This window comes from Flavobacterium sp. AC267, from assembly GCF_979258715.1.
This window is the reverse complement of sequence record NZ_OZ409875.1, coordinates 4,680,056-4,693,398: the sequence shown is the minus strand read 5'-3', so window position 1 is coordinate 4,693,398 and position 13,343 is coordinate 4,680,056. Positions and strand designations below refer to the sequence as shown.

Below are 13,343 nucleotides of genomic sequence, written 5' to 3'. Positions count from 1 at the left end.
TATTTTAAAGTGTATATTTGGCAAAATTGCCGATTAATGCCCCAAATACGGATTTTTTTACTCTTACTTTTTGGTCTGAATTGCTTCGCCAATTCGGCGATTTCGCAATCTAACTGCAACAAAGATCCAAAGATAGATAAGCTTGTAAAAGAAGCACTTTTAAACTTTAGGGAATCAAATTTTGAGCAGTCACTTAAGATTTCGAGAACAGCTTTAAATGTCGCAACATTAATAAAAGACTACTGTCTGATTTCTCGTTCCTATAATATCATTGCGGCTAATTACAATGAATTGTCAGACTATGATAAGGCTATTTTTTTCTATAAAAAAAGTTTATACTACGCCAATAAAACTAGCAATGATTCTCTAAAATGCAATATTTATAATAATTTGGGCAACATGTATTGTTTTGAGAAAAAACAATTTGATGAGGGAATCCGATATTATAAAAAATCTGTTGCATATAGTTTGAAGATTAACGATCTAAAGGAAGTTTATTTTACAAACGTGAATATTGCCTGGGCTTACTTTGATGTTAAAAATTACGATCAGGGCTATCTTTTTCTAAAATATATAAATAGTACTAAAAACAAATACAGTGACGGCTCTACCGAAGTTATTGTAGATATGCTGAATGCAGTTTATTTAAGTCACAAAAATAAAAATACCGCCGCAAATACCTTTTTTTAAGTGCAATTGAGGCAGGAAAAAGATCTGATGAAAAAACAGATTTATCGAATGTTTATTTAGAATATTCCAAGTTCTTGGATAAAATTAATAAACATAAGCAGGCGTATCAGGCATTGGTAAATCATAACGAAATATCTGAAGAACTATATAACGAGAGAAAACTTAAAAAAGCATCAATAGCTGGAATTGGTCTGGAACTGGATGAATACAAAAGGCAGATTGATAAAATCGAAAGTGAAAAAGTAGAACAGTCTCAAAGTCTTAAAAAATCAAGAATTATTGTAATTCTCTTTATTCTTATTTCTTTTATTCTTTTGTTTTTAATTGTCACGTTGGTTAAGAATATCCGTTTTAAGAAAAAACACAATTTAGAGCTCCTTAAAGCGAAAGAAATTGCAGAAGAAGCTTCCTTGCTCAAAACTCAGTTTATATCGACTATAAGCCATGAATTGCGTACGCTGCTTGTATGGTGTTGTTGGAATTACAAATATGCTTTGCTGGAAGAGCATAAAGAAATTTCGAGAAGCCAGCATTTGAGTTCGCTCAAATTTTCGGCCAGATATTTATTGTCTTTGGTAAACGATATTCTTCAAATTAATAAAATCGAAGAAAATAAAATTGTACTCGAAAATTTGACATTCAACATTGCTGATGAAATAACGGTTATTAAAAACTCGCTTTCTTTTCTTTCCCAAAAAAATAATAATAGAATTTCGATCGATATTGATCCTGCAATTCCAGAATATTTGATTGGAGATAAATTACGTCTGGCTCAAATTTTAATGAATTTAGTGAGCAATGCATTGAAATTTACAAAAGATGGACAGGTAGAAATAATAGTGTATCTCAGTAAAGTGGAGGGAAAACTTAATTTTCTTCATTTTTTAATTAAAGATAATGGTATCGGAATCGCTATTGTCGATCAAAGCAAAATTTTTGAAAAATTTGTTCAGGTCGGAAGAAAAGACGAAGATTACCAAGGAACAGGTTTAGGATTAAGTATTGTAAAAAGACTGCTTGGACTTTTTGGAAGTACAATTACATTGGATAGTGATCTTGGCAAAGGTACTTCGTTTTCGTTTGAAATTGGTTTTGAACATGATTTAGCAAAAACGAAAAGTATTATCGATGAAATAGAAGTGGATTTAACTTCAAATGAAGTGTATAGCATTTTGGTGGTCGAAGATAATTTGATCAACCAGCTGGTGACAAAAAAATTATCGAGAAAAATAATTATATCTGTAAAGTGGTAGACGACGGTTTTGGCGCGCTTAAAATTTTAGAAGACCAAGAGTTTGATTTGATTCTGATGGATATAAATATGCCGCTAATGAACGGATTTGAAACCACAAAAAGAATTCGCCTTTTAGGAATAGATACTCCAATTGTAGCTTTGACCGCTTTTGATAAAGATGAAATTACAGATGAAGCAATTTCGTCTGGTATGAATGATATAATCATTAAACCTTTTGAGCCGGTAAAACTATTTAAAATAATCAATTACCTTATAAAAGAAAAAAACGCTGTTTAGTACCAGCGTTTTTTATTTTTTTTAGAAGTATTTGATTTTCTAGATTTGTGAGCATCTCCGCTTCTGTTAGAAGAGTTTTTAGGCTTTTCTCCAGCTTCAGGACTTCCTGACTGCCATTGATACGGATGATCTGCAATTGTTTTTACATCAACTTTTATCAATTTCTGAATGTCTTTCCAATACGGAAGTTCATCTTTTCCACAGAAAGAAATCGCAACACCGCCGTTTCCTGCACGACCCGTACGACCAATACGATGAACATAAGTTTCAGGAATATTTGGAAGGTCAAAATTAATTACAAATGGCGACTGATCAATATCAATTCCTCTTGCTCGCAATATCTGTCGCGACCAAAACACCAACTTCTTTGTTTTTAAAAGCATCCAAAACTCTTTGTCTTGCATTTTGAGATTTATCACCGTGAATTGCTTCAGCAGGAATATCTTTTTTGCGAAGTGCTTTTACAACATTATCGGCACCGTGTTTTGTTCGAGAAAAAACAAGAACATTTGATAAATCTTCATTTTTAATTAAATGATATAATAGATTTCTTTTTTCTGTTTTGTCAACAAAATAAATGCGTTGTTCTACATTTTCTGCTGTAGATGAAACAGGAGAAACTTCTACTTTTTCTGGATCTTGAAGAAACATTTCAGCTAATTCACGAATTGCAATTGGCATCGTAGCAGAAAAAAGTAATGTTTGTCTGTTTTTTGGAGTCAGTTTTACGATTTTTTTGACATCATTTATAAAACCCATATCCAGCATTTGATCGGCTTCATCTAATACTAAAGTGTGCAGATGATCTAAATCAAGGAAACCTTGTTTTTGAAGGTCAAGCAAACGTCCCGGAGTTGCAACTAAAATGTCAATTCCGTTTTTTAAAGCGTCAACTTGCGGATTTTGAGAAACACCTCCAAAAATAGTCAGCTGTGTTAAATTAGTGTATTTGGCATAAGTTTCAAAACTCTGGCCTATTTGTACCGCCAATTCGCGGGTAGGTGTAACTACAAGAGCACGAATTTGTTTGGCTTTTTTTGATGAACCAACAATTCGGTGTAATTGGTGTATAATTGGAATAGCAAAAGCGACCGTTTTTCCTGTACCTGTCTGCGCACAGCCAATTAAATCGCGACCCGCTAAAACTATCGGAATAGATTTTTCCTGAATTGGTGTCGGATTTAAATAGCCTTCTTCAAATACGGCTTTTTGTATACTTTTTGAAAGTGATAAATCTTCGAATAACATATCTTAGGTATTAAGTATTTTAGTTTTAAGTACTAAAATGCCGTGCAAAGATAGTTTTATTCGGTCAATCGTTTGTTTGAATTGGCGATTATTTGGCAAAACCGCTTCATTTTAGAATTCGATTTTGCCATTTAATTAATCTTTTTCGATGTTTGCCTTGATAAAATCGGTTACTAAATATCCTATTAATTTACCAATTAAATTATTATTAGGGGCATTGTCTAAATCTGGAGCTCCTTCGCAGACATGCAGATAAGTCGCGTTTTTGTGTTCGGCGAAAAAAGAAACAAACTGTCTCAATTCTTCTACAGAAAAACCACTGATTGTCATAGCGTCGCTGGCAATATTTGGAATAGCATCTAAATCAATTTCAATTCCAAAAGCATCATTTTTGACAAAATCCAAAGCGGCAATCATTTCTCGATTGAAGTCTTTTTCTTTTCTAATATTTACGCTGTCGTAGGTATTATAGCGAACTCTGTCTTCCAGTTTTTTAATAATATCTAAGACACTTTTTGAGGTATAATTTTCGTGTAATCCAAAAATGAAATATTTCTTTAAGAAACCTTCTTCATAGGCGTATGAAAATCCGTTACCACTGTGACGTCCTTCCAAGATCCTAAAATCAGAATGGGCATCAAAATTAATGGCGTTAATAGGTTTTCCTTTCGCTAAAGCGGCACCTTTAATATTTCCGTATGCATTATTGTGGCCTCCGCCGATAATAATTGGTGTTTTTCCAGCTTTAATTATAGTAAAAATGATGTGAGAAACTTCTTTATCTATTTTCTCCACCAGCTGACTTAACTTCGATCTGTCGTCAATATCATTAAAATCAAGATTTTCGACTTGGCGCATTTCGTCTGCAACATTAATTTGTCCTAAAACAATAATGTTACTTCCTTTACAAAATCGATTGTGTTGAATATTAGCAATACTTTTTATCGCACTCTGCCATGCAGATGTTGCTCCAGGTCTCCCATAATTGGCGCGTACACCAATATCTTCGGGGATTCCAAGAAGTACATATTTAGCTTCACTGTCCTTTAAAAAAACAACTTTATCAGCCCCGGGAGGGATAACAATCATTTTTTCTCCGAACTTTATTTCACCACTTCGATGATTTGTGACTTTTGCTAAATCATTTATAGTGAAAGGGATTAATTTCTCCATTAAAAAAATTTATTTTCCAAAAATAATATAATTGTAGAAACTTACGTTATTACCTTATATTAATTCTTAAATTTGTTATTAAAGAAAATTATTAAATATGGAAAACCCAAAGAACAACAATTCAAGTCTAAAAGCGATAATCGCAGTTTTAGCAGTCCTACTGATTGGTAGCTTAGTGTATATTTTTAAATTATCATCTGATACAGATGTAGTTAAAACAGAACTTACAACGACTCTTACAGAGAAAGAATCTGTTATGAAAGATTTGCAGGAATTAAAAGCAACGTATGATGCTTGCAATCGCTGAAAACACTTCTATGTCTGACGAATTAATCCAAGAAAGAGATAAAGTAGTAGCTTTAATGGATGATTTAAACAAGTCTAAAGGTGATGTTTCTAAATACAGATCTCAAGTACAGGCAATGCAAAGTAAAATGAAAACTTTGGTTGCTGAAAATGATGAGTTGAAAAAACAAAACGGAGTTTTGACTACTCAAAGAGACAGTACTATTGTAGTTCTAGGTGAATCTAAGAAATATAACGAAGTATTAGTTGGTCAAAACGAAGAGTTAGCTAAAACAGTAGAAAAAGGAGCTAAATTATCAGTTTTAAATACAAAAACTTCAGCTTACAAATTGAGAAGCTCTGGAAAACAAATTGAAACAGATAAAGCAAGTCGTGCTGATGTTTTAAAAGTTAGTTTTACTATCGCTGAAAATCAAATTGCTAAATCTGGAGATAAAACGTATTATGTACAAGTTATCGATGCTAAAAACAATGTTTTAGGAGAAAAGAAAACAGAAAGTTTTGGTGATAACTCATTAACTTACAGTTTTAAAACTACTGTAAAATATGAAAACAAAACGGTACAGGTTAGTGAAGATCTTCCAGGAAAAGATTTTGCTAAAGGAACTTACTTTATCAATGTATTTGATAATGACGAATTAGTTTCTAAAACTAGTTTCAGTTTAAGATAATTTCTGCCGAAGGGATACAATACCACTTAGATATTAAAGGTCTGTGATTTTTCACAGGCCTTTTTTGTTTTTAAATGATGTCCCATGGTTGGAAAAAAAATCTATTAAAACTTTGGAAAAATAGAATAAAAATTAACACAGAGAGCGTAAAGTTCTTTAAATATTTAAATTGAGTGAAAATATAAAACTCACAAAGCTTTGCGAACTTTAGATAGTGTAAAACAACTCAAATCTTAGTAAACTCTGCGATAAACCTTCGTGTCCTCTGCGTTAAAAAAAAATAATTAGATCTATACTGTTTTAATGTTTAGTCGTAAACATTTACCGTTGATCAGTTATAACCGTGGACTGTATTTATTATATGATTTTACCTTCGATAAAAACTGATTCAATCAAATTGCTTCCAAAAGCGTATGGAATTTGATAATACGATGAAATAGGTTTTGTTAGTATTAAATTGGCTTTTTTTCCTTTTGTAATACTTCCATGGGTTTCTGAAAGTCCCATTGCGTAGGCGCCGTTTATTGTTGCCGCATTTATAGCTTCTTCTGGAGTCATTTTCATTTTAATGCAGGCCGTTGCCACAACAAAATTCATATTTCCAGATGGAGTAGAGCCAGGGTTAAAATCTGTTGCTAATGCTATTGGTAATCCTGCTTCGATCATTTCGCGTGCCGGCGTGTATGGAATACTTAAAAAGTAAGAGCAAGAAGGTAAGGCTACAGGCATTGTTTCTGTGTCTTTTAAAGCTTCAATGTCTTCTGGGTTCATAATCTCAAGATGATCAACAGAAAGCGCGTTAAATTTAACGCCAGACTGAATACCTCCAATAGAGTTGAATTGGTTTACGTGAATTTTTGGTTTTAGGCCAAATTCAATTCCTGCCTGCATGATTTTTTCGGTTTCTTCAACGGAGAAATAACCGCTTTCACAGAAAACATCTACATATTCAGCTAGTTTGTCGTTAGCAATTTCTGGGATCATTTTATTGATAATTTCTTCAATATATCCATCTTTATTGTCTTTGTAATGTGTTGGAAAGGCATGTGCACCTAAAAATGTAGCTTTAATAGAGATTGGATAATTCTCAGCTAATTTTTGAATTACACGAAGCATTTTTAATTCCCCTTCAATAGTTAATCCGTAGCCCGATTTTATTTCAACAGCACCAGTTCCTAAATGTATTACTTCTTCCAGACGAATTTTAGATTGCTCGTAAATTTCTTCTTCTGTAGTTTCATTAAGTTTTTTAGCCGAATTTAAAATACCGTCGCCACGATTGGCAATTTCCTCATAAGTTAGTCCGTTAATGCGGTCAACAAATTCTTGTTCACGATTTCCTGCGTAAACAATATGAGTGTGACTGTCGCACCAAGCGGGAAGTATTACTTTTCCTGATGCATCAATAATTTTGTCAGCATTGATTTTAGGAAGGTTTTCCATTGGTCCGAAATCGGCAATAAGGTTATCTTCTAAAACTAAAAAAGCATTTTTTATAGTAGGAAGTTCTGCCATTTCAGCTCCTGAAACTTTAGCGATTGAAGTTTCGCGGACTTGGAGGAGTTCTTTTATATTTGTAATTAAAGTAAGCATGCGAGTGAATTTAATTATTTTAAAACTAATGATATAAAACACAAATTTCACAAATTATCACGAACTAATCCGTGAAATCTGTGAAATTCGTGTTTGGTATTTGAAATTTAAAATATTGAAATTTTATTTCAAATTTATTCTGAAACCGTGATTTCGAATATTTTATCCCAGTATTTTCCAGTAACAAAAATAGTTTTAGTAACAGGATTGTATGCTATTCCGTTTAAAACTTCGGCATTTTTGCTTTTTACCAATTTACGAAGATCAGATAAATTGATAATTCCTTCAACTGCACCAGATGCAGGATTTACAACAGCAATTGCATCTTTCTGCCAAACATTTGCATAGAATTTTCCGTTGATAAGTTCTAACTCATTAATTGCTTTAATTTTTGCAACTCCAGAATATACATTAATGTAATCAATTAACTTTTGAGTAGCTGGATCCATTTTCCAGATTTTCTCTGTTCCGTCAGAATGATAAATATATTTGTCGTCATGTGTCATTCCCCAGCCTTCGATATCTTTATCGTATTTAAAAGTTTTTTCCAGCTTAAAAGTATTGGCATCATAAATAAAACCTGTTTTTTCCTGCCATGACAATTGGTATATTTTTCCGTTGAAAAATGTAATTCCTTCTCCAAAATATTCTTTAGGAAGATCGACTTGTTTGATTACTTTTCCTGTTTTGTAATCAACTTCTCTAAAATAAGAATCTTCTTTTTGTCCCGTGCTTTCAAAAAGTCTTCCATCGTGAAATTCTAAACCTTCTGTAAATGCAGTAGTATCGTGCGGAAAAGTATTTACGATTTTAAATTTTAAAGCTTTTGGTTCAACATCCGAAACAACTTCAATTCTTTTGGTAGCATCAGAAGAATCTCCGCCAAAATAAACAGTAGCTTTTAAGTACTGATACCCTAATTTTTGATCTAATAATTCAAATCTAAATTCTTCAGCGGCTTTTGTACTTCCAACTCTTTGGTCGTTTACGAAGTAGGCAACGCTGTCGATTTCTTTCGATTTTGGGTTTAAAATTCCGATTGTAAGCGCATCTTTTTGCGTTAAATGAGCCGGAAAAGCAGAATCATCGATAGTAAATAAAGAATTTTCACTTTTATTTTTATCTCCACATCCAATTAATGTGATTCCTAATAAAATGACAGTTAGGAAGTTATAATTTTTCATAGTTTAAAATTTGAATAAGCCAATATACGATGATATTTTTATAGCGAGCAAAGCTCTTGCAAAAATATAAAAAGATTGTATATTTGCACCGGCAAGTCCTACACGACCAGCTCCTGCAGACTCCCCCAGGATGGGAACATAGCAAGGGTACGCGGTTGAGCGGTGCGATGTAGGTCGCTTGCCACTTTTTTTTAGAATAAATTTAATTTGTAATCTTCCTTTTCAGGAGGATTTTTTTATTTTTGGACCTATCTAAAGTTAGATGTTATTGGTTAGAAATTAAATGCTGTGTATTGTCACTCAGATTAAAGCCGATTCCAAAAACTTATAACTATAACCCAAAACTCATAACTCAACAAAATGAATAAAGTCGTTTTAATTACTGGAGGATCATCAGGGATTGGAAAATCTATTGGTGAATTTTTGCATCAAAAAGGTTTCGTTGTATACGGAACGAGTAGAAATCCTGAGAAAGTCTTAAATTCAGTTTTTCCTTTAGTTGCTTTGGATGTTCGAAATTCGGAGTCAATTAAAACTGCTGTTTCTAAAATTATTGAAACTTCTGGCAGATTAGATATTGTGATTAACAATGCAGGAGTTGGAATTACTGGGCCTTTAGAAGAAATTCCGACGGAAGAAATTCGCAATAATTTTGAAACTAACTTCTTTGGACCAATTGAAGTTATGAAAGGCGCAGCGCCACAAATGCGTAAACAAAATTCGGGACTTATTATAAATATTACTTCGATCGCAGGATATATGGGGCTTCCTTATAGAGGTGTTTATTCGGCATCAAAAGGAGCTTTGGAGTTAATTACTGAGGCTTTGAGAATGGAGGTTAAATCTTTTGGTGTTGAAATTACAAATGTTGCGCCAGGAGATTTTGCAACAAATATAGCGACGGGACGTTATCATGCGCCAGTTGTTAAAGATTCTGCATACGAAAAGGTTTATGGCGATGTTTTGGCAACAATGAACGATCATGTTGATGCAGGAAGTAACCCGAATGAGATGGCAGAAGCGGTTTATAAAATTATTCAAACCAAAAAGCCAAATGTACACTACAAAGTTGGTGCTTTTATGCAGAAGTTTTCTATTGTTTTAAAACGCGCTCTTCCAGATAAAATGTACGAAAAAATGTTAATGAATCACTATAAATTATAATATTATGGATAAGATTACAGAATTATGGCCTACAATTTTTGGCGTTTTAGTTATAGTTTTTATTTGGTTTGTAATTCGTAGAATATTCTCTGCTGTAAGTGATAGAATAAATAATTCTGAGATTTACAAAGAAGAAACGGTAAAAGTTCTTCAAGAAATTAGAGATGAATTGAAAGAGTTAAATAGAAAAAACTCTTCAGGAAATTTATAAATGGTTAATTTTTAGTTGCTTTTGAAAATAAGAATGTTGCCTTTTTTAAAACTGAATTAAATTTCTTCTTTACAATTATTTTGTGAATTTTAGTATAATTTACAAATTGATTTGGTTTTTGAAATTGTTATTGGTATTGATTTCGTAATTTTGCGACTGAATTTGCGTGAGGGATAAAAGCTGATCTGCCTCGGCGGAGCGTTAGCCCAACCAGATTTGAAAAGGGGATCATTAATGTTTTGTTGAGTGAACCTTTTACAAATGTGGTCACGCCTTGTTAATCAACACAATTTAAATATAATAGATTATGAAATTTTTATTGACACAGCTAATTTAGCTCAAATTAAAGAAGCACAAGCTTTAGGTGTTTTGGATGGTGTAACAACTAACCCGTCTTTGATGGCGAAAGAAGGTATTACCGGAAAAAACAATATTTTAAAGCATTATGTTGACATTTGCAATCTTGTTGAAGGTGATGTAAGTGCTGAAGTTAATGCGCTTGATTTTGACGGAATGGTTAAAGAAGGTGAGGAGCTGGCTGAATTACATGACCAAATCGTTGTAAAACTTCCTATGACTAAGGAAGGTGTTATGGTCGCAAAATATTTTTCTGATAAAGGAATTAAAACTAACGTGACTCTTGTTTTCTCTGTAGGGCAAGCGCTTTTGGTCGCTAAAGCTGGTGCTACTTATGTTTCTCCGTTTGTTGGTCGTTTAGATGATATTTCTACTGACGGATTGAATTTGATTCAAGAAATTAGAGAAGTTTACGATAACTACGGTTACGAAACTCAAATTTTAGTCGCTTCTGTTCGTCACACAATGCATATTGTGAACTGCGCTAAAATTGGTGCTGATGTTATGACTGGACCTCTTTCTGCAATTTACGGATTGTTGAAACATCCTTTAACAGACATTGGTTTAGCTCAATTTATAGCTGACTTTGAGAAGGGAAATAAATAATTCTCAGATACTTATAAAATTAAAATCGCCTTTTTTTCTAACGAGAAAAGGCGATTTTTTTTACTTTTATATGAATCTTAAATAGTTGATTATGAAAGTTGTATTGATAATGTTGTCTTTTTTCGCAGTTAGTTTTTCAGTAAATGCTCAAGCGAAAGTTATTACTTCTGTAAATGAGGCTGGAGATGTGGCTACTTATGAATTGGATAGTTCTGTAAAATTTCAAACGCTGGCAAAAGGACTTCGGTATAATATTACGAGACATGAGTTCAAAGGTCCGGAGATGAAAAACAGCTACAGGTCGCTTTTGGTTATGGATGGCTTTTATTCGAAAACATTAAATAAGGAAATGACTATTTCTGCTGTTTTAAGTGACGGAAGTGTTATAGAGTCCAAAAAGATTATTGAGGATGACGGCTTTTTTGATGGAGCCTGTACTTTGAAAATAAAAGACCCTGAAGCGCTTTTAAAGGCTGATATAGATAAAGTAATTGTTCATGCTGATAAAGATGTCGTTTATTCTTTATCGGCTAAAAACAAGGCTGTTTTTAAAAAGAATTTGAGTAATGTTATTAGTGCTAGGTAAAGGGGCTAAGGTTCTGAGGTTCTAAGATTCTAAGGTTTTTTATAAAAGATAACTGTTGTTCTGAAAAAAAAATCAATCCCCATTATTATAAAGTTGGAATTTGGAATTTTTATAATAATAGAATAGATGTAGTAAACCTGACAGGTTTTTAAAACCTGTCAGGTTTGTTTGAATTAAAAATCCAAATACCAGTCATTGTAAAGTTGGAATTTGGAGTTTAAAAAAAATTGGAATTTTTATAAGAATATATGTAGTAAACCTGACAGGTTTTTAAAACCTGTCAGGTTTGTTTGAATTAAAAACCCAAATTCCAGTCATTTTAAAGTTGGAATTTGGAATTTAATAAATTGGAATTTTATAAAAAACCTCTCGGATTTCTTTAAAGTAAAAAGTTCCAAATCCCAATTAATAAGAATTGGAATTTGGAATTTATCCCGAGTCTTCGGGATTGAATTTTTTTATAAATTTTTAGTGACCTCCGCCACCACCTTCAACGTGGTTGATACCTTGTTTTTTTAATATAATAGGGCAGTAGTAGCCGTAGAATCCTAAATACGCAAACCCTAAAAGAGGCACGATATAAGAGAAATGTGTCCACGTAATTCCGAAAATTCCTCCTGGATGAGAAACGTCAAAGTCACAAATACTTCCTTGAACTAATGGAATAACACCACCTCCAAGAATCATCATGATTAAGAAAGAAGACGCTTTTCCTGTATTTTTTCCTAAACCTGCAATAGCTAAATCGAAGATCGACGGCCACATAATAGACAAGAATAAACCTCCTGAAATAAAGAAGAATTTAGCTATTTCTGGATTTGGCCAAACTAAACCTAAAACCATCATTAATAACCCTGAAATTCCGAAAAGCATTAAAGTTTTTCCAGCATTTTTACCTCCAACAAAACTTACTGCGATAAACAATAAGATCCAGATTGGGTAAATGTAAAATGAAGAAACATCATGTGCGGCAAAGATATTTGCTCCAATAATTACTCCAAATGCTAAAGCAGGAACGATGAATTTTAATGCAGTGTTTACAAGATTTGAAGTGTTGAAAACGTTCACACCACCATTCCAACGGCCAATCATTAAACTTCCCCAGTAAAGGGCAATAAAGGGTGCGATGGCATCTTCCAGAACGTTTCCGAATTCGGCAGTATGCAATAAAGCTGGCAAATTACTAATAATTGTAACCTCAGTTCCAACATAAATAAAGATTCCTAACATTCCTAAATAAAGTCGCGGGTAATCTAAAATGTTGAATTTTTCGTGAGCAGTTTTAACTACTTCAACTTCTTCTTTTTCAGGATCTTCGATTTTAGAGAAGTTCATAAAAATGGCAACAACAATAAATGCTAAACCAAGAATGATGAAAGGTAATTTGATATCTTCTAATGAAAGTGTAGTGTTTTTGTTGTCTCCCATTCCGAATAAAGCGATTCCTAAAAGAATAGCTCCAATTGTTGTTCCAAAAGAGTTAATACCTCCTGCTAATGTTAAACGGTGTGCTCCGGTTGCAGGACTTCCCATTTTAATAGCTAACGGATTAGCAACAATTTGTTGTATTGAGAATCCTAAACCTACAGTAAATAAAGCTGTTAAAAAGAAAGGGAAACTTTCCATTGTTGCTTGCAGGAATGAATAAAAATGATCCTACTGCTGAAAGGAGTAAACCAGCTGAAAGGGTCTTTTTATATCCGAATTTTTGTAAAACGTCCATTTTCAAGGATACTAAAAAGAAAATAATAGATCCTACGAAGTATGCGGCATAAAAAGCCCAAGCCACTAATTGTGATTGTACTTGCGATAAAGTGAATACTTTTTTGAAAACTGGGATAAGGATATCATTGGCAGAACCAACAAAACCCCAAAAGAAGAAGACGATTATCAACGAGATAAACTGCCCCCATTTGGTTTGCACATTTTCTGAACTCATAATAATAAGGTTAATTTTTTATTTTATTGTTTTTTGAAGACCGTAAATATATTTGTTAGGATTATCAAAAAAAAATAAAAAGGT

The 13,343-nt window shown here is 32.9% G+C and carries 10 protein-coding genes, 1 other RNA gene and 3 pseudogenes; 9 read left to right on the top strand and 5 right to left on the bottom strand.

Annotated elements, in window-relative coordinates; genetic code table 11:
* Window positions 1–36: 36 nt before the first annotated feature.
* From ACZZ95_RS24875 to ACZZ95_RS24865, 3 genes are all read left to right on the top strand, one after another.
* Complete coding sequence (locus ACZZ95_RS24875; RefSeq protein ID WP_463471140.1) at window positions 37–690, top strand: tetratricopeptide repeat protein; 654 nt, start codon at window positions 37–39, stop codon at window positions 688–690.
* A 74-nt stretch (window positions 691–764) separates the two neighbouring features.
* Window positions 765–1,943, top strand: a complete 1,179-nt coding sequence (locus tag ACZZ95_RS24870; protein WP_463471139.1) for a sensor histidine kinase — start codon at window positions 765–767, stop codon at window positions 1,941–1,943.
* Window positions 1,937–2,221, top strand: a complete 285-nt coding sequence (locus ACZZ95_RS24865; protein WP_463471138.1) for a response regulator — start codon at window positions 1,937–1,939, stop codon at window positions 2,219–2,221. The genes ACZZ95_RS24870 and ACZZ95_RS24865 overlap by 7 nt, the downstream gene beginning before the upstream one ends.
* Here ACZZ95_RS24865 and ACZZ95_RS24860 read toward each other — a convergent pair.
* Window positions 2,218–3,469 (bottom strand): annotated as a pseudogene (locus ACZZ95_RS24860) (DEAD/DEAH box helicase). The gene ACZZ95_RS24865 and the pseudogene ACZZ95_RS24860 overlap by 4 nt on opposite strands.
* Before the next feature lie 135 nt (window positions 3,470–3,604).
* Complete coding sequence (locus ACZZ95_RS24855) at window positions 3,605–4,642, bottom strand: formimidoylglutamase (RefSeq protein ID WP_463471137.1); 1,038 nt, start codon at window positions 4,640–4,642, stop codon at window positions 3,605–3,607.
* A gap of 97 nt (window positions 4,643–4,739) precedes the next feature.
* Between ACZZ95_RS24855 and ACZZ95_RS24850 the strand changes: the two are divergent.
* A pseudogene (locus ACZZ95_RS24850) lies at window positions 4,740–5,619 on the top strand (hypothetical protein).
* 357 nt (window positions 5,620–5,976) lie between these two features.
* On the opposite strand, the gene hutI reads toward ACZZ95_RS24850, so the two are convergent.
* A complete protein-coding gene (hutI, locus tag ACZZ95_RS24845) occupies window positions 5,977–7,212 on the bottom strand; it encodes an imidazolonepropionase (protein WP_463471136.1) in 1,236 nt (411 codons plus the stop codon).
* Window positions 7,213–7,346: 134 nt separating this feature from the next.
* Window positions 7,347–8,396 carry a glutaminyl-peptide cyclotransferase gene (locus tag ACZZ95_RS24840; RefSeq protein ID WP_463471135.1) on the bottom strand — a complete coding sequence of 350 codons (1,050 nt, stop codon included), beginning with the start codon at window positions 8,394–8,396 and terminating at the stop codon, window positions 7,347–7,349.
* A gap of 89 nt (window positions 8,397–8,485) precedes the next feature.
* Here ACZZ95_RS24840 and ffs point away from each other — a divergent pair.
* The 5 genes from ffs (at window position 8,486) to ACZZ95_RS24815 (ending at window position 11,320) form a co-directional block, all read left to right on the top strand.
* Window positions 8,486–8,583: signal recognition particle sRNA small type (gene ffs, locus ACZZ95_RS24835), an RNA gene on the top strand.
* Between the two features lie 173 nt (window positions 8,584–8,756).
* The gene (locus ACZZ95_RS24830; RefSeq protein ID WP_463471134.1) at window positions 8,757–9,560 is read left to right on the top strand and encodes an SDR family oxidoreductase; all 804 of its coding nucleotides are present in this window, start codon (window positions 8,757–8,759) and stop codon (window positions 9,558–9,560) included.
* Window positions 9,561–9,564: 4 nt separating this feature from the next.
* Window positions 9,565–9,771 (top strand): hypothetical protein, encoded by a 207-nt coding sequence (locus tag ACZZ95_RS24825; RefSeq protein WP_095954364.1) that lies wholly within the window; start codon window positions 9,565–9,567, stop codon window positions 9,769–9,771.
* A 261-nt stretch (window positions 9,772–10,032) separates the two neighbouring features.
* Window positions 10,033–10,734, top strand: a complete 702-nt coding sequence (fsa, locus tag ACZZ95_RS24820) for a fructose-6-phosphate aldolase (protein WP_463471133.1) — start codon at window positions 10,033–10,035, stop codon at window positions 10,732–10,734.
* 91 nt (window positions 10,735–10,825) lie between these two features.
* Window positions 10,826–11,320: a hypothetical protein gene (locus ACZZ95_RS24815; protein ID WP_463471132.1), complete on the top strand. Its 495-nt coding sequence runs from the start codon at window positions 10,826–10,828 to the stop codon at window positions 11,318–11,320.
* Between the two features lie 468 nt (window positions 11,321–11,788).
* Here ACZZ95_RS24815 and ACZZ95_RS24810 read toward each other — a convergent pair.
* Window positions 11,789–13,259, bottom strand: a pseudogene (locus ACZZ95_RS24810) (MFS transporter).
* Window positions 13,260–13,343 lie beyond the last annotated feature (84 nt).

Coding starts and splice junctions, on each gene's coding strand:
- fsa (WP_463471133.1), top strand. CDS start 10,033: ATGTGGTCACGCCTTGTTAATCAACACAATTTAAATATAATAGATTAT.
- ACZZ95_RS24840 (WP_463471135.1), bottom strand. CDS start 8,396: ATGAAAAATTATAACTTCCTAACTGTCATTTTATTAGGAATCACATTA.
- ACZZ95_RS24855 (WP_463471137.1), bottom strand. CDS start 4,642: ATGGAGAAATTAATCCCTTTCACTATAAATGATTTAGCAAAAGTCACA.
- ACZZ95_RS24875 (WP_463471140.1), top strand. CDS start 37: ATGCCCCAAATACGGATTTTTTTACTCTTACTTTTTGGTCTGAATTGC.
- ACZZ95_RS24815 (WP_463471132.1), top strand. CDS start 10,826: ATGAAAGTTGTATTGATAATGTTGTCTTTTTTCGCAGTTAGTTTTTCA.
- ACZZ95_RS24830 (WP_463471134.1), top strand. CDS start 8,757: ATGAATAAAGTCGTTTTAATTACTGGAGGATCATCAGGGATTGGAAAA.
- hutI (WP_463471136.1), bottom strand. CDS start 7,212: ATGCTTACTTTAATTACAAATATAAAAGAACTCCTCCAAGTCCGCGAA.
- ACZZ95_RS24825 (WP_095954364.1), top strand. CDS start 9,565: ATGGATAAGATTACAGAATTATGGCCTACAATTTTTGGCGTTTTAGTT.